This window comes from Mesorhizobium sp. 113-3-3, assembly GCF_016756495.1.
GTDB lineage: Bacteria > Pseudomonadota > Alphaproteobacteria > Rhizobiales > Rhizobiaceae > Mesorhizobium.
The window spans coordinates 6,443,339-6,459,837 of sequence record NZ_AP023243.1 but is presented as its reverse complement, the minus strand read 5'-3'; the positions used below and the strand labels follow the sequence as shown (position 1 = coordinate 6,459,837).

The 16,499-nt window shown below is 62.9% G+C and carries 7 protein-coding genes and 1 pseudogene; 6 read left to right on the top strand and 2 right to left on the bottom strand.

Annotation, left to right across the window (positions count from 1 at the left end; genetic code table 11):
* Window positions 1-189 precede the first annotated feature (189 nt).
* Window positions 190-9,360 carry a XopAD/skwp family type III secretion system effector gene (xopAD, locus tag JG746_RS31170; protein ID WP_202323972.1) on the top strand — a complete coding sequence of 3,057 codons (9,171 nt, stop codon included), beginning with the start codon at window positions 190-192 and terminating at the stop codon, window positions 9,358-9,360.
* 27 nt (window positions 9,361-9,387) lie between these two features.
* Here xopAD and JG746_RS31165 read toward each other — a convergent pair whose 3' ends face one another.
* Together JG746_RS31165 and JG746_RS31160 are read right to left on the bottom strand one after the other, a co-directional pair.
* The gene (locus tag JG746_RS31165) at window positions 9,388-10,098 is read right to left on the bottom strand and encodes an IS6 family transposase (RefSeq protein WP_202323971.1); all 711 of its coding nucleotides are present in this window, start codon (window positions 10,096-10,098) and stop codon (window positions 9,388-9,390) included.
* Window positions 10,099-10,304: 206 nt separating this feature from the next.
* The gene (locus tag JG746_RS31160) at window positions 10,305-10,742 is read right to left on the bottom strand and encodes a Tn3 family transposase (protein WP_202379377.1); all 438 of its coding nucleotides are present in this window, start codon (window positions 10,740-10,742) and stop codon (window positions 10,305-10,307) included.
* A 626-nt stretch (window positions 10,743-11,368) separates the two neighbouring features.
* Between JG746_RS31160 and JG746_RS31155 the strand changes: the two genes are divergently transcribed.
* The 5 genes and pseudogenes from JG746_RS31155 (at window position 11,369) to JG746_RS31140 (ending at window position 16,424) form a co-directional block, all read left to right on the top strand.
* Window positions 11,369-12,571 carry a cytochrome P450 gene (locus JG746_RS31155; protein ID WP_010913992.1) on the top strand — a complete coding sequence of 401 codons (1,203 nt, stop codon included), beginning with the start codon at window positions 11,369-11,371 and terminating at the stop codon, window positions 12,569-12,571.
* A 94-nt stretch (window positions 12,572-12,665) separates the two neighbouring features.
* Window positions 12,666-13,955 (top strand): cytochrome P450, encoded by a 1,290-nt coding sequence (locus JG746_RS31150; RefSeq protein ID WP_010913993.1) that lies wholly within the window; start codon window positions 12,666-12,668, stop codon window positions 13,953-13,955.
* 1 nt (window position 13,956) lies between these two features.
* Window positions 13,957-14,238 (top strand): annotated as a pseudogene (locus JG746_RS37765) (ferredoxin); the annotation flags it as partial.
* Window positions 14,239-14,256: 18 nt separating this feature from the next.
* Complete coding sequence (locus JG746_RS31145; protein WP_027033417.1) at window positions 14,257-15,081, top strand: SDR family oxidoreductase; 825 nt, start codon at window positions 14,257-14,259, stop codon at window positions 15,079-15,081.
* Window positions 15,081-16,424, top strand: coding sequence for a cytochrome P450 (locus JG746_RS31140; protein WP_006329090.1), 1,344 nt, complete (start codon window positions 15,081-15,083; stop codon window positions 16,422-16,424). Before JG746_RS31145 ends, JG746_RS31140 begins: the two co-directional genes overlap by 1 nt.
* The last annotated feature ends 75 nt before the right edge of the window (window positions 16,425-16,499 follow it).

Below are 16,499 nucleotides of genomic sequence, written 5' to 3'. Positions count from 1 at the left end.
CGCTAACGGAAAGATAGTAGTGCAAATCCTAGTATAGCGAATTGGTGGCCCGTCCGATGCACACTACACGCGCATTGGCGAAGCTGACGAGGCGTGATTTCACTCATCAAAGCCTTCATACGCTAGGGCTCAGCGACATCAGCCCCAACAGCATAGGCAACACATCCTCGCCTATATCGGAGACGGAATATGACGGGCGTGAACCGATCTGGGAGATCGCGGACTGAAAAGAGAGTCGGCAGGACGGGGGAGGCGAGCAGTTCGCGCTCGCAATCAAGTCTTGCGCCTGGGGCAGGCAGCCAGTCGTTCGATACCGTCGTGGAGCAGATGCGCTCTGTGGAGATAAATAGAAGGACGCCCGCCGTGCCAATGGAGCGCGGTGCCGATGACGCCCTGCACGACAGGCCGTCCGGCCCCTCCGTTGGTATACACGGAACCCTGGACGCTGCGCGGCATGCCGCCGCCGCGCCACGTGCAGCCGGTCCGCGGCGGCGCAGTGTTCCGTCAATGTTGGAGGGTGAAACCCTGGCCCCGGTCGCCAGCCAGCCGCCAACTTCGGGTGTGGCAGCGCCCATTTGCTTGTCAGGCGACGAAATCAAGGAAAAGCGACGAATGGACAGTCTGCTTACGCTAGTGGGCATGCGCTTTAACGCGGCCAGGCAAGACCCGGGCGATGAAAAGCTGCTCGATCAGGTCATCAATGCAGGCTCAGCAGCTCTGCACCACTACAAGAGCCTATCCCTGGCTTTGGCGCGGACCATTGTGGACGACAACCAGTTGATTACCTGCCGCTACCTCGTGTGGGATGCGGTGCAAGAATATAGCCGCCTTGCCGAACCGACTATCCACAAATTGCAAAAAAAAAAAGCTGAGGAAGAAGCGATCGGGCTGACTCAATCCACGGCTACCCCGGAGAGTGTGGTGGAGGCGCATGCGGCCTGCGTGAAATGGTGGGAAAAGAAGGTAGGGCACTGCGAACGGGGGCGAGCCGCCTGGCGCGCCACTGCCAGCTTGCCAAGTGCAACAGCCAAGATGCGGCAGGAAGAAGAGGCCACGCTGCGGCTGGCAACCGGCTCGGTAATGCATAGCAAGCTCGTGTATCTGCAATCTCGGATCGATCTCGCGCGGGCGAAGATTGAGCCGCAGGCGAGCACGTTCGACGCACCCGTCAGGGAAATCCTCATGGTTGAGAATGGGCGAGTGCGTCTGCTGGAAGCCTTCAGCGGGGACGTTTTACCGGCATTCCTTTCGACACAGAACGCTGTTCTGAGCAGCGGTGGGCACCCACTCGACGCAGATCACTGCGCCGTTTTGGAAGGAGTCATCGAGCGGCTTTCGGAGTTTGCGTCCGAGTTGCAAGTCATCCGGACCAACCTAAACGATCACCAAACAAGTGCCGACCTCCCATTGGAACTGTTGAGCCAGATCGTGGAAGGCGCGTGGATCGTCGGGCACGAGGTCATGCACTTGCTGGAACTGCAGCCGAAGCCGCCAGCCGTTGCACTGCCGCCCGACGCTGGCGCTGCGATACCAGCCGAAACTGCCGGCAAGTCTCGAGTGGCCAAAGGCACTCTGGCACTGCAGCCGAAGGCGCCAGCGCTCATTGCCTCGCCGGCCGACGCTGGCGCTACGATACAGATCGACACTGTCGGCAAGTCTCCAGTGGCCAAAGGCACTCTGGCACTGCAGCCGAACTGGCCAGCGAACATAGCACCACCAGCCGATATGGGCGCTGGAATACCGGCCGACACTGCCGGCAAGGCTGCGGTGGCAGGCGCCGCAGCGCGTAGGAAGCGGAAAGGCAAGGGCAAGCCGGCCGTTGGCGCCGGGAGTTCAGCCCCCGGGCGGGCGTCGCAAGTCGCTGCCGTCGACAGCGACACGGCGCCAGCAGACAAGGTTCTAGTGCTCTCGGATATGGGTACGAAGCTTGTGAGCGCGGAGGAGGCGCGTGCGAGTGCGTCGGCGGGCGCACAGTCGGCAAAGCAGGCGCCGCCGTCCATGGAAGCACTGACGCAAGAGCGCCAGGTGAAACCCGAGGACGCCCGCTACGTCGCGGAAACCGTGGTCGAGCGCCTGCAGACGCAGCCCGCCGAGATGCGGGCCTGTCCGGCCGCGTTGGATGAGCCTCGTCGACCAGGCCTGCTTGCGCCTGCACAGGTGCCCGAAGTGCAAGACAAAACAGTCCGGCTCAAAGGAATGTTGAACCAGGCGCAGGAACTGGCCAAAGCTCTGAACTCGCAATCAAGTCATGCCCCTGGGCAATCCAGCCAATCGTCCGATGCCGGCGTGGAGCGGACGCACTCTGGGCCCCAAGATAGAATGTCCTATGCTCGCGTCGTGCGAGGGGCCGACGAAGCCCTTGGCGACAAATCTGCCGATTACTCCATAGCTCCCCGCGGAGCCCTTGCAGGTTCGCGAGGCGCAACCAGTGGGCCGCGGCATGGTTCTCCCCAAGGTCGGCACGGCGAAGCGATGGGTAGGCAAGAAAGCTCTTTGCGTTTAGAGAGGTCCTGGCTCGGCGATCAAGAACCGAGTAGGTCGCAACCGGACACGCTCGCACGCCATGACCAAAGCCAGTCCAGGCCGGTTGCAGGACCGGAACGGCGGCGTTTCGACCATGTAGCTGCACAGAGCTTCGACGATGCACTACTTAATGACGCTTTGCACAAAATTTTCTTCGCACACGACATCAATGAATTCTCATACGCTGTGGTGGAGAACGACAAGAGGCTGCAGAGTCAGGCGCATCGGGCAACATTCCTACGAAAGGCCGCTTCCGAGTTCACCCGTCACTTTGTTCCAAGATGGGAGGACGATGTCCGCGCCGGCAATACCTGGGGGTTCGCCACCTCATGCAACGCGACGAGCCGGGAGCCTGGAGGTCAGGCAGGCATGGAAGCTTGCAGGGCCATGGCAGCTCAGGTGTCGAGGCTCGGCAGGGCGCTGAACGATGTCGAAAGCAAAACGCTTTCGCTGTTCGTATTGTCGTTCAGTCGACATCCCCGATTGGCGGAATGTCGCAATGGAATGATCACAATCGCCAAGCTGTTTCATGAGCAACCCGGAGCGCTGTCGGAGCTCAACGGTCAAAGTCTCGCTCTGCTGGTCAACGGATTCAGCAAGTGGCCGGAACAGGAGAACGCTCGTAAGGCCACGGTAGCAGTTGCCGCCGAGATTCGCCGCCGCCCTGCCGGGCTCTCTGATTTTGATCCGCAGAACCTGGGTAACGTTGTGAACGGGTTGAGCAAGTGGCCGCTAGAGGAGGAGTGTTGCGGCGTTATCGATGCAATCGCCGGGAAGGTCTGTGGCCGCGCCGGTGAAAAAGCCGGCCTGTCTGGGTTTAATTCGCAGGCATTCGCAAACCTGGTGAACGGGTTCAGCAAGGCGCGGGAACCGGGGAACTCACATCAGGCGACCATTGTCATAGCCGATGCGGTCTGTCGCCTCGCCGATGAAATTGTCATAGCCGATTCGATCGGTCGCCTCGCCGATGAAAAAGCCGGCCGGACTGGGTGGTATCCGCAGGCGTTGGCGAATTTGGTGAACGGCTTCAGCAAGTGGCCTTTGGACTGCCGCGGCGCTATAGTTGCGATCGCGCGTCAGGTCGCTGGCGGGGCCGGCAAGCTGCCTGTGTTTGATGCGCAGGCATTGGCGAACCTGGTGAACGGGTTCAGCAAGTGGCCAGAGGACTGCCGCGGCGCTACAATTGCAATCGCCGCTGAAGTCTGTCGCCTCGCGGACCTCCCAAAGGCCGGGCTTTCTGGTTTCGATCCGCAGCACCTGGCGAACCTGGTGAACGGCTTCAGCAAATTGCAAGCGGCGGAGTGCTCACGCGCCACCGTTGCAATCGCCGGTGAAGTCTGTCACCGCGCCGGCCGCCGCAAGGGGCTTTCTGATTTTGATGTGCAGCACCTGGCGAACCTGGTGAAGGGCTTCAGCAAGTGGCCGCAAGAGGTGAATTTGGGTTACGCCACCAATGTGGTCGCCGGCGAGGTGCTTCGCTGCGCCGAGCCACTCTCTGAATTTCTTCCGCTGCACCTGGCGAGCCTAGTGAACGGCTTCAGCAAGTGGCCGCGATGGGAAAACTCACATCAAGCCACAGTTGCGATCGCCGGTGAGGTCCGTCACCGCGCCGACCAGCTGTCTGGGTTCGAACCGCAGGAGCTGGCAAACCTGGTGAACGGTTTCAGCAAATGGCCCGAGGACTGCCGTGGCGCCATCGTTGCGATCGCCCGGGCGGTGCCTCGCCGCGCCGGCCGGCTGTCGGGATTTAATGGGCAGGATCTGGCGAACCTGGTGAACGGTTTCAGCAAGTGGCCTTTGGACTGCCGCGAGGCCATGGTTGCGATCGCCCGGGCGGTGCCTCGCCGCGCCGGCCGGCTGTCGGGATTCAATGGGCAGGATCTGGCGAACCTGGTAAACGGCTTCAGTAAATGGCCGCAAGAGGAGAACTCACGTCAGGCCACCGTTGCGATCGCTGGTGAGGTGCTTCGCAGCACAAACCCGCCCCCTGACTTTAGCTCGCAGTACCTCGCGAACCTGGTGAACGGCTTCAGCAAATGGCCGGAAGAGGAGGCCTTACGTCAAGCCGCCGCGGCGATTGCTGGTGAGGTGATTCGCAGCGCTAACCGGCTCCCTGATTTTACCTCGCAGCACCTGGCGAACCTGGTGAACGGCTTTAGCAAGTGGCCGCAGGAGGAGAAATCACGTCAGGCCACCGCGGCGATCGCCGGTGAGGTGCTTCGCGGTGCCGAGCGACTCTCCGGGGTTAATCCGCAGCAACTGGCAAATCTGCTCAACGGCTTCGACAGGTTTGCGGAAGAAGAGGCGTGCAGCCAGGCGATTTTGGAGATCGCGCGCAGACTCGGCCAGGCGGGTCAACCATTCCGTCATTTTGCCGCGCCCGGGCTCTCCAGTATCGCCAACAGTTTGGCGCGGGGGATCCTCAGGAGCGAGGACGCCGGAGAGATTGCAGAGGCCGCTCTGCTGAAAGATCGGCTGCACAAACTGGCTCATTATCTTCATTATGCCAGTGATCGTCTGGAGGAGGCCGACGCGGTGGGCGTCACGAGCATCTTGAAGGCGTTGGCCAAGGCTCAATTGTATGATGATCTCGGTTCGCTCGCAGGAGCAGGTTTAAATCGGCTCGCGGAATTGCATCGTGCCCCTGGCTTTGCCCATGAGAATAACCTCGAAACCATGGGCAATCTGTGCGCCGCTCTGCTGCCGCTGGCTCGCAGTCCGCGCAAGCAGCTGCTTTGGCACCGGCGGCCGGCTCTGAACTTGCTGAACGATATTCAACCGATCGTGGAGCACAAGATCGAAGCCCATCTCAGGGCAAGCGATGCCGAGCGGGCCCGCGGGCCGTACTCGACCCGTTGTCTGGCCCTGTCGATTTATCAAGTGCTCAAGGCCCGTGCGAGCCTGGCAGGGTTGCTGCGGCGGCCCTATGTCGAGGGCAACAAGCCCGATTTGCGTGCGAGGCGCGACGAGCTGCAGTCCAAGACCAAGGAAATCCTGGACAGCACGCGCGAGCTCGTCGAACGCGACCTTTCCAACATGAGCTGGAACCTGATCGCGCAGATCGAAGCGGAGGGTCCGACCGATGCGCTGGACACGTTCATGGCGCAGAACGCCGCGACGGTGCAGGCCCAAAATCGAGCGTCCGTCTTCGACGTCCATCAGACTTTGCGAGCCATGGACCACGAGCCCAGACCGCCCCAGGGCGAGGCGGGGCTGATGCGATTGCCGGTGGTCGACATGCAGGGCCGGCAACTGGCCACGGAGGCCGAGACACGCTATTCGATCTTTCATCGCCTGACCTCGGGGGCGGTGAAGATGGTCGCGGTGCAACTGCCCGGAAAGCCGAGCCCGTTCATGCTGGCGCGCACGTTGACCGTCGAGGGCGTGCCATACCGCATGGACCTGTTCGGCGGCAGCAAGTTAAAGCCGCCGCCGAAGACGCTTTCGCAGGTCGCCGCCCGCATTCCAGGTCGGGTGGAGGCAGCATCTTCCGGCGGAAAGCTGCTGGCCATTCCCTATGCCGAAACCGCACCGGGCACTGCGTTCGAGCAGCTATCGCGCTCTTGGGCGCCTTTCAAAGAGGCATATTACTACACTCAGCGCAGGGGGTTTGCAGCGCCACCGAATTTACAAGGTCTGGGGCCTCGCGACTACGCGTTGGAAGGCGCCTTCAAATTGTCGCTGCTGCCGGACCGCCCTGCCAACCAGGAACGTCCCTTCAAGCTGATTGGGCCGGAAGGCCCGATCGCCTTGCGACCGTATGACGGCTGCGGTTTCATCAAGGCCTCGCTGGCCACGCGTATGCCAGCTGTTCGCCGGACCGGTCGGCAGGAAGGACCTGATCGGGTTCCTGCTTTTGGTGAGGGAAGGAGATCGTCCTTGCCTGCCTCGGCGCTGCAACATTATCCGCGCAGCGAGCAAGTGGCCGATGAGGCGCACGAGAAGGCCAAGACCTGGCTCGAGAGCAGAGAGGGGAAAGAGCTGACGGCCGAGGAGCTGTTTCGAACGGTGACTGTCGGACATATCGACGGTCCTGGCGCAGTCGCGGTACCGTCCGCTGATAAGTGTCTCCATGTGCCGACGCTCAAGAGCGAGACGTTGACGGGCAAAAGCGGTGTGCTGATCGGGCGGTCGCCTTACGACAAGCCCAACCTGCGCCCATTTTCCGCCGACCTGGTCAAGTCAGCAGTTGATGGGGACCCGACGGCAGCGTTCCTCGACACCTGCGTTGCTATCCAATACAGCTTTAATGTCGCCCAGAAGTCGGGGGAGGAACTCGCGGCCGACGATCCGACTTTCTTTGCCAAAGGCATCCTGATCGTCGTGCCGGACGAGATGTGGCCGGCCGCCCACGCCGACCGAGGGCTGGTTTTGTCTGCCGAGGACGTCAAGTCCCATTCGCACTGGACGACAGGCAAGGACCGCGTCAAGGAGGACACGCCGCTCGACTGCCTCGGCATCCTGCAGGCCACCGAGGTGTTCGCTCCGGGCTCCTTGGTTGCCGTCCCGACCGGTGAACAGAAAAAGCTTGACGGCGACTTCGATGGCGACACCGTCATCATCATCGGCGACCGGCCGCAGCTTTATGAGCATGTGCGCGAGTTCGATGAAAAGGAGCAAGCTCTCGGACTTCCATCGCTGAAGCCGCCAAAGTCGCATACTCCGGCGCTTGACGGCGACAAGTACCAGTTTGGTCGCGCCAGCCAGATTCTCGCCGCCACCCAGGATGTCCTGGAAACCTATAGCGGTCTGCAGCGAAACTTCCTGGCTCAATCCCATGAAGCGCGAGGCTGGTTTGCCGAGCGTGCCATCTTTGGCACCTACGAAGGCGTTCACCACGAGCTTCGGCGAGACATCGGTCAGTTGTTGGGCCGCGAAGAGGAGGTGAGTGGCCAGGATATCGAGACCGTGTTTGCGAGAGCGCGGCGCGAGATCGAGGTCGCCCGGCATCCGGTTGCTCGCGAAATGGCCGCGCTGCTGGTCGCCGACCTTGAGGCGTGGGCACAGAAGCCGGAACGCCTGCCCGAAACAGTCGGGCCCGTGAACGATGCAAAAAGCACGACGCTGAGCGCAGCAGTCTCAGAGTTGTTGCCGGATCTGGCGGATGCCTATCCGGTAACAAATCAGCCACGAGACCGCATCCGGGCTTTGATCGACAACTATCCTGCGCGGATCGATCCTCGCCCGGACGGTTACAACCCGGATGACCTCGTGCAAAGCGCAAACAATCTCCTGAGCCTCGGCATCAAGGTCGGCACCGATGCCTACAAATCCAACACTGGCGCTCGGCTTTTTTCCAGGAAAAGCCAAGATCTTCAGCGGCTGCTGCATACGACGCCTGGCTTGAGGTCCGTGCCCTACGTCAAGGGCCTGGCAGCGTCTCTCAACCATGGAAGGTTTGATGTCGATGCAGCCTTGAAGGACCTGGAGGACAACCCCACGCTGACGGCTTCAGTCATGGAAACATCGATCAATCTCGCTGCGGAGCACGGCATTTTGCGCAGACCCTCCGGCCTTCGGCCCACCGCCGAAGCTGCCGAGATGATCCCGCTGACCCCCGAGGAGGCCTCAGAGCGCGCCCGAATTGAGGTTGCGCGCGCTACAAAAGAGGAGGGGAAAATCACCGCAGCGGCACTCAGCGTCGCCGCAAGCCTCAGGAAAATGGAGATCCAGGTGAAAATGCCTCATCTGGAGCGCCGGTTGAGATCGGAACGCTCCATAAGAGAGCAGCTCACCGGCACGAGCATCTCGTCCGGCAGCACTCCACAGCTGATCAGCAGCGCCGTACGCCACGTCTTCGAAATTCCTGACAACGATTTTACACGTGCCTTCAAGGCAGCCATTCTGGCCTTCGAGGAGCAGCACTACACCGAAATCGAGGTGACCAACTGGTTCAAATTCGAGCGTCCGAGTTATCTCGGCATACACACTGTGCTCGCCACCACAGAAGGCTACCGTTTCCAGGTGGAATTCCATACGCCAGCCAGCTACAGCGCCAAAGTTGACAATCACGACGCCTATAAAGAGATGCAGGAGCTGAAGCGCCGTGATGCTTTGCAGAAGGCAGAGAAACTCGAGCAGAAGGTAAGAGAAGGCAATAAGGCAGTTGACAGACCCGATAACGTGCTCAGCATAGCACACTGGAGGGATGGTAAGGATAGTGCTGCTGCAGCACCTGGATTGCGAGCTGTCGGACGATCAACAGAGTCGGAGATCGCCAAGTCACCGGAGGCAAAGGAGACTGTCGCTGCCCTCGGCCATCGGCCGGTCGTGCTTGTCGGTATGCCGAGCGCCGGGAAAACCACGATTGGCGCGCCACTCGCCAAGCGACTGGGGCTGCGCTTCATCGATACCGACCAAGAAATTCAGAAGCAGACCGGGAAATCGATAACGCAGATATCCAATACAAATGGCGAGGGCTATTTTAGGAAGCTTGAGGCGGAGGCAATCGCGCGTGTGCTCGAGCAAGGGCCCGCGGTCATCGCGACCGGTGGCGGCTCGTTGAACGATGAGCAGACCCGGCGACTCATCGCCGACAAAGCGGTCTCGATCTGGATAAATACCGACCCGCGGGTGCTACGACGCCGCCTCAGGAACGATACCACCCGCCCGCTGCTGCGGGGCTCCGACCGGGATCAGACGGTTCCCCAACTCATGGACGAGCGCAAGCCGTTCTATGAACAAGCTAACGTCAGGTTTGTCCCACCCCGCAAAAACGATAAACAGAACGCGGGCCCATGTCTGAAGGCCCTGCACGCATACCTGTGCCCCACGGGGGCCGACGCTCAGTCGCTTTCTAATATATCCCACGGCACTGTAAAGTTATCAGCGGATTGATGCAGCGATAGCTGGCCGGGACGGCTGTCACGCTGCGGCGAGACACGCGATTTTGTTCCAGATTTGCATGGCGGCGTTACGCAGGTCTCGATGTTGAGCCGATGACAGCGTATTGCGGGGAAAGTGGAACAGGTTGGCAATCGGATCATGGATGGAAACGAACCGCTGAAGCTGGCGTGCCGACTTGAAGCGTTTCATGGTCCTTTCGCGTCGTCGGGTCGGCTGGTGCGAATTTTCCGCTCGATTATTGAGGCCTTTGTGCGACCGGTGTTCGACACCGGGCATGAGGTCGCGCCTGGCGGCATCATAGGACCGGAGCTTGTCGGTGATCATGACTCGTGGTGTCCGCCCTTGAGCCTTCAGCAACTTGCGCATCAGACGCTTTGCCGCCTTGGCATTTCGGCGGCTTTGCACCAGCACTTCGAGGACCAAGCCGTCCTGATCGACGGCACGCCAGAGCCACTGCTTCTTGCCATTGATGGCCACCACACATTCGTCGAGATGCCATTTGTCGCCCAGGCAGCCGGCTGACCGTCGCTTGATCTCCCGGGCGAAATGCCGCCCGAATTTCTCCGCCCAGCTTCGAATGGTCTGATGCGTGACGATGATGCCGCGGGCCGCCAACATGTCCATGCGCAGGCTGAGCGGAAAGCGAAAGTAGAGCCATACCGCGTGCGCAATGATCTCGGCGGGAAAGCGGTGGCGACGATAAAGCGGATCACGAGCAACTTCTGACATGGCCCATGTTCGCACATCTTCATCAGCCGTCGGTTAACTTTACGGTGCCGGCCGGACTATTCCGATGTCGTTCTGGCCGGCCCAGATTGACTGTGGCCATACTGCTGCTCGACCTCCTCCCAAGTGAGGACCTTGGAAAGAATGGGAAGCATTTGGCAATTCAGCGCGCAGGCCTGGCAGCGCCAGCTTCTGCCAGGCGATCGCCCTCAGGCGTGGCGGCAGGTTGAACCCGAGCAGGCGGCAAAAGGGACGCCGAGGGCGCTCTGGCCATGGCTGCCGACATATAAGCGCTGGATCTCCACGTTGGTGTAATGTCGCAGCAAGACCTTGGTCATCGCCGCGACCTCCGAAGACGAACAGCGCTTGAGCTGCGAGAAAATGCAGGTCGAGCCCTTTTCGACATGCCAGTAGATCATCACGCGCGACCGCCATAGCGGACATGCCATTCCGTCATCAGGTTGCCGTCCCAAGCGCCGAACTTCTTGGGCCGTGCCGGCTTCGCCCCAGATGGCGGTGTTGCGGATCGCCTGTGTTGCATTGGCAACGAGCCCGCAAGCCGCCTCGAGCGCGCCCGGAGCAAGCACGTGACCCCTGAGCCAACCAGGAGCCCTCCTATGGCTCAATACGGTCAGGTCGCCTGCCATCATTCCACGACAGGACAACTAATAAAGAAGGTGTCGCCGGTCTGGCGTCTGACCACCGTATACTATCCGACACTGTTTTGTCGCCTTTGTTGGGTCCGCGACACCGGGCTATTTCATCGAGCTCTTGTCTGCCTCAGGCTAATCCCCTGAAAAGCAATCACAATGTTTTTCTTCTGCTGGGTCGGCCAAATTGGCACGAGTTTTGAGACTCCTTCGTTGGGAGCCGGGAGCCGACGACCGATCTTCATTTCGTGGATGACACCGCGATCGATGGAACGAAGAAAGAAAAGCATAATGTCAAATCCGCATCAGATAGCATCCTATGGCAAGGGGGCCTTGGCGAAACCGCCCGTACCCAAACAGGCTGCCAACCTTGTCGACGCTTGCGCAGGAAATCTTGATGGCCGGCTGCGACTCAAGGGACCACCACACTCGCCTTAATCCTGAACTCGAAGGCGCAGGATAAAGTTCTGCATCTCGCCGCGCGGTATGCCTAGACAGTTACACGTTGGCCGATCTTGACATCGAGTCGGGCTACTCCCCGGACGACGTCTACGTGCCGTCGTAATCATTCGCTGCCCGCAGCGCCTTCCGCCCTTCCATCGCTTAGAGAGTGAAGTGCCACCATGTCCGAACAACCCTTGCCGACGCTGCCGATGTGGCGCGTCGATCACATCGAGCCCTCGCCTGAGATGTTGGCGCTACGCGCCAACGGTCCGATCCACCACGTACGCTTCCCGTCCGGGCACGAAGGCTGGTGGGTGACAGGCTACGACGAGGCCAAGGCGGCGCTGTCCGACGCGGCGTTCCGGCCCGCGGGAATGCCGCCGGCGGCATTCACCCCGGATTCGGTGATTCTCGGTTCGCCGGGGTGGCTTGTCTCGCACGAGGGGGGCGAGCATGCCCGGTTACGCACGATCGTGGCGCCGGCCTTCAGCAACCGCAGGGTGAAGGTGCTCGCGCAGCAGGTCGAGGCGATCGCCGCGCAGTTGTTCGAGACGCTGGCGGCCCAGCCCCAGCCCGCCGACCTGAGGCGCCACCTCTCCTTTCCGCTGCCGGCCATGGTCATCAGCGCGCTGATGGGCGTGCTCTACGAGGATCACGCCTTTTTCGCCGGGCTGTCCGACGAAGTGATGACGCACCAGCATGAAAGCGGCCCGCGCAGCGCGTCGCGCCTGGCCTGGGAAGAACTGCGCGCCTACATTCGCGGCAAGATGTGGGACAAGCGCCAGGATCCGGGCGACAACCTGCTGACGGATCTGCTCGCGGCGGTCGAGCAGGGCAATGCGACCGAGGAAGAGGCGATCGGCCTGGCGGCGGGCATGCTGGTGGCGGGGCACGAGAGCACCGTCGCGCAGATCGAATTCGGCCTGCTGGCCATGTTCCGCCATCCGCAACAGCGCGAACGCCTAGTCGGCGATCCATCCCTGGTGGACAAGGCGGTGGAGGAAATCCTGCGCATGTACCCGCCGGGCGCGGGCTGGGACGGCATCATGCGCTATCCGAGGACCGACGTGACTATCGCGGGCGTGCATATTCCCGCGGAGAGCAAGGTGCTGGTCGGCCTGCCGGCGACGTCGTTCGATCCGCGCCATTTCGACGACCCGGAAATCTTCGACATCGGACGCGACGAAAATCCGCACCTGACGTTTTCGCACGGGCCGCACTACTGCATCGGCATGGCGCTGGCCAGGCTGGAACTCAAGGTGGTGGTCGGCTCGATCTTCCAGCGCTTTCCCGCGCTGCGCCTGGCCGTGGCGCCCGAAGAACTGAAGTTGCGCAAGGAGATCATCACTGGCGGGTTCGAGGAGTTCCCGGTGCTCTGGTGACGCGCGGACGCCGCCCGGAATCGCGATCTACTCCGCAATTTGCCGGCGCGCCCAGCGCGCGCCGGTCAGATCAGCCAGCCAACAGGTAACCAAGATGGACGTGCAAGAAACCACGGCAGCATGCCGGGACGCCTTCGCCGAACTTGCGTCGCCAGCGTGTATCCAAGACCCGTATACGTTCATGCGGTGGTTGCGCGAGCACGATCCGGTGCATCGTGCGGCGTCGGGCCTCTTTCTGTTGAGCCGCCACGCCGACATCTACTGGGCGCTCAAGGCCACGGGCGATGTGTTTCGGGGACCGGCGCCGGGCGAACTGGCGCGCTATTTCCCGCGTGCGGAGACCAGCCTGTCACTCAATCTCCTCGCGTCCACGCTAGCGATGAAGGAACCACCGACGCATACGCGTCTGCGCCGGCTGATCTCGCGCGATTTCACCATACGCCAGATCGACAACCTGCGGCCGAGCATCGCACGCATCGTCGCAGCGCGCCTGGACGGCATGGCGCCCGCGCTGGAGCGCGGGGAGGCGGTGGACCTGCATTGGGAATTCGCGCTGGCTGTGCCCATTCTGGTCTTCGCCGAACTGTTCGGCATGCCCCAGGATGACATGTTCGGGCTCGCCGCCGGCATCGGCGCCATTCTGGAAGGCCTGAGCCCACACGCCAGCGATCCCCAGCTCGCCGAGGCGGACGCGGCCAGCGCGAGGGTGCAGGCCTACTTCGGCGACCTCATACAGCGCAAGCGCACCGATCCCCGCAACGACATCGTGTCGATGGTGGTCGGCGCACACGACGACGATGCCGACACGCTGTCGGATGCGGAGTTGATCAGCATGCTGTGGGGCATGCTGCTGGGCGGCTTCGCCACCACTGCTGCGACCATCGACCATGCGGTCCTAGCGATGCTGGCGTATCCCGAACAGCGGCACTGGCTGCAGGGAGACGCCGTGGGGGTGAAGGCATTCGTCGAAGAAGTCCTGCGCTGCGACGCGCCTGCCATGTTCAGCTCCATCCCGCGTATCGCCCAGCGCGACATCGAACTGGGCGGCGTGGTGATCCCGAAGAACGCGGACGTGCGCGTGCTGATCGCGGCCGGCAATCGCGACCCGGACGCCTTCTCCGATCCCGACCGCTTCGATCCCGCGCGGTTCTACGGCACCACTCCTGGCATGTCGACCGACGGGAAGATCATGCTGAGCTTTGGCCACGGCATCCACTTCTGCCTCGGTGCGCAACTGGCCCGGGTGCAGTTGGCCGAGAGCCTGCCGCGGATCGAGGCGCGCTTCCCCACGCTGGCATTGGCCGAGCAGCCGACCCGGGAGCCATCCGCGTTCCTCAGGACGTTCCGCGCGCTGCCGGTGCGACTGCATGCTCAGGGGGGCTGAGATGCGCGTCGTGATCGATCAGGATCTATGCGGAACCACCGGGCAGTGTGTGCTGACGCTGCCGGGCACCTTTCGCCAGCGCGAACCGGACGGCGTGGCGGAAGTGTGCGTGGCGACGGTCCCGCAGGCGCTGCACGCCGCCGCGCGGCTCGCGGCCAGCCAGTGTCCGGTCGCCGCCATTCGGGTCATCGAAAGCGACGCTGGCGAGCGCGCCAGCGCCGACCCTGCGCCTTCTCCGGCGCAGGCTGAGCGGCATGCCGCGAAAGACCAACGCAACCCAGGAGGACGGTTTGAAGGCAAGGTGGCCGTGGTGACCGGCGCCGGCGCCGGCATCGGCAAGGCATGCGCCCTCGCCATCGCGCGCGAGGGCGGCAGAGTGGTGGTGGCCGACATTGATGGCTCGGCGGCCGTCGCCTGCACCGCGCAGATCGCGGCCGAAGCGGGCCACGCGCTGGCCCTGGCCATGGACATCGCCGATGCGCAGGCGGTGGCAGCGCTGTTCGAGACGGCGGAGCGGCACTTCGGTGGGGTCGACCTGCTGGTGAACAACGCGAGCGCCATGCATCTGACACCGCGCGACCGCACGATCCTCGACCTGGACCTGGCGGTCTGGGATCAGACCATGGCGACCAATCTGCGCGGCACGCTGCTCTGCTGCCGGCAGGCCATCCCACGAATGATCGCCCGCGGCGGTGGCGCGATCGTCAACATGTCGTCGTGCCAGGGGCTCAGCGGTGACACCGCGCAGACGTCCTACGCCGCGTCGAAGGCGGCGATGAACATGCTGTCGGCCTCGCTCGCCACCCAGTACGGTCATGCGCAGATCCGCTGCAACGCGGTTGCGCCGGGTCTCATCATGACCGAGCGTCTCCTCGCCAAGCTGGACGAGTGCATGCAACGGCATCTGAGCCGGCACCAACTCCTGCAGCGCGTCGGCCGCCCCGAGGACGTGGCCGCGCTGGTGGCGTTCCTGCTCTCCGACGATGCTGCGTTCATCACCGGCCAGGTCCTGTGCATCGACGGCGGCATGCTGGCGCATGTGCCGACGTACGCCGACGGTGGCAACAGCCGCGCCGCGCGGCCTGCCGGCGACACCGCCAAAGCGGCCGCGGGGCCGCGCTGCTGATGGACATGCTGCTCAACCCGCTGGACCGTCGGCACCGGCTGCGGGACGACATCCCGGTCGTGCCCGGCGCTTTCCCCCTGGTCGGACATCTTCCCGCCATCGTATGCGACCTGCCGCGCCTGCTGCGGCGCGCGGAACGGACGTTGGGCAGCCACTTCTGGCTGGATTTCGGCCCTGCCGGACACCTGATGACCTGCGTGGATCCGGATGCGTTTGCACTGCTCCGGCACAAGGACGTGTCCTCGGCGCTGATCGAAGAGATCGCGCCCGAATTGCTTGGCGGAACGTTGGTCGCCCAGGACGGCGGCGCGCACCGGCAGGCGCGCGACGCGATCAAGGCGGCGTTCCTGCCCAAGGGGCTGACCCAAGCCGGCATCGGCAACCTGTTCGCGCCCGTCATCCAGGCGCGGGTGCAGGCGTGGCGCGACCGCGGCGACGTAACCATCCTGCGCGAAACCGGCGACCTGATGCTCAAGCTCATCTTCAGCCTCATGGGAATCCCAGCGCAGGACCTGCCGGGATGGCATCGCAAATACCGGCAACTGCTGCAGTTGATCGTCGCGCCCCCGGTCGACCTGCCTGGACTGCCCTTGCGGCGCGGCCGCGCCGCCCGCGACTGGATCGACGCGCAGTTGCGCCAGTTCGTCCGCGACGCGCGCGCACATGCCGCGCGCACTGGGTTGATCAATGACATGGTGAGCTCCTTCGATCGCGGCGACGATGCGCTCTCCGACGACGTCCTGGTCGCCAATATCCGCCTGCTGCTGCTTGCCGGTCACGACACCACCGCCTCGACGATGGCCTGGATGGTGATCGAGCTGGCGCGGCAGCCTGGGCTATGGGACGCCCTGGTCGAGGAGGCGCAACGCGTGGGCGCGGTGCCGACCCGGCACGCGGACCTGGCGCAGTGTCCGGTCGCCGAGGCGCTGTTCCGCGAGACGCTGCGCGTGCATCCGGCGACCACGCTCCTGCCGCGTCGCGCGCTGCAGGAATTGCAACTCGGCCAACGGCGCATTCCTGCGGGCACCCCTCTGTGCATCCCGCTGCTGCATTTCTCGACCTCTGCGCTGCTGCACGAGGCGCCTGATCAGTTCCGCCTGGCACGGTGGCTGCAACGCACGGAGCCGATCCGGCCGGTGGACATGCTGCAGTTCGGTACCGGCCCACACGTCTGCATCGGTTACCACCTGGTATGGCTGGAAATGGTGCAGTTCTGCATCGCCTTGGCACTGACCATGCACAAGGCCGGGGTGCGGCCGCGGTTGCTGAGCGCCGTCGAAAAAGGTCGGCGCTATTTCCCGACCGCACATCCGTCCATGAAAATCCGCATCGGATTCTCATGAGCTGGCATCGCATGCCCCGTGTGGCGAGGCAGCTACTCGGCGCGCGCGCTCGGTGCGACCCCGCCAACACCGCGG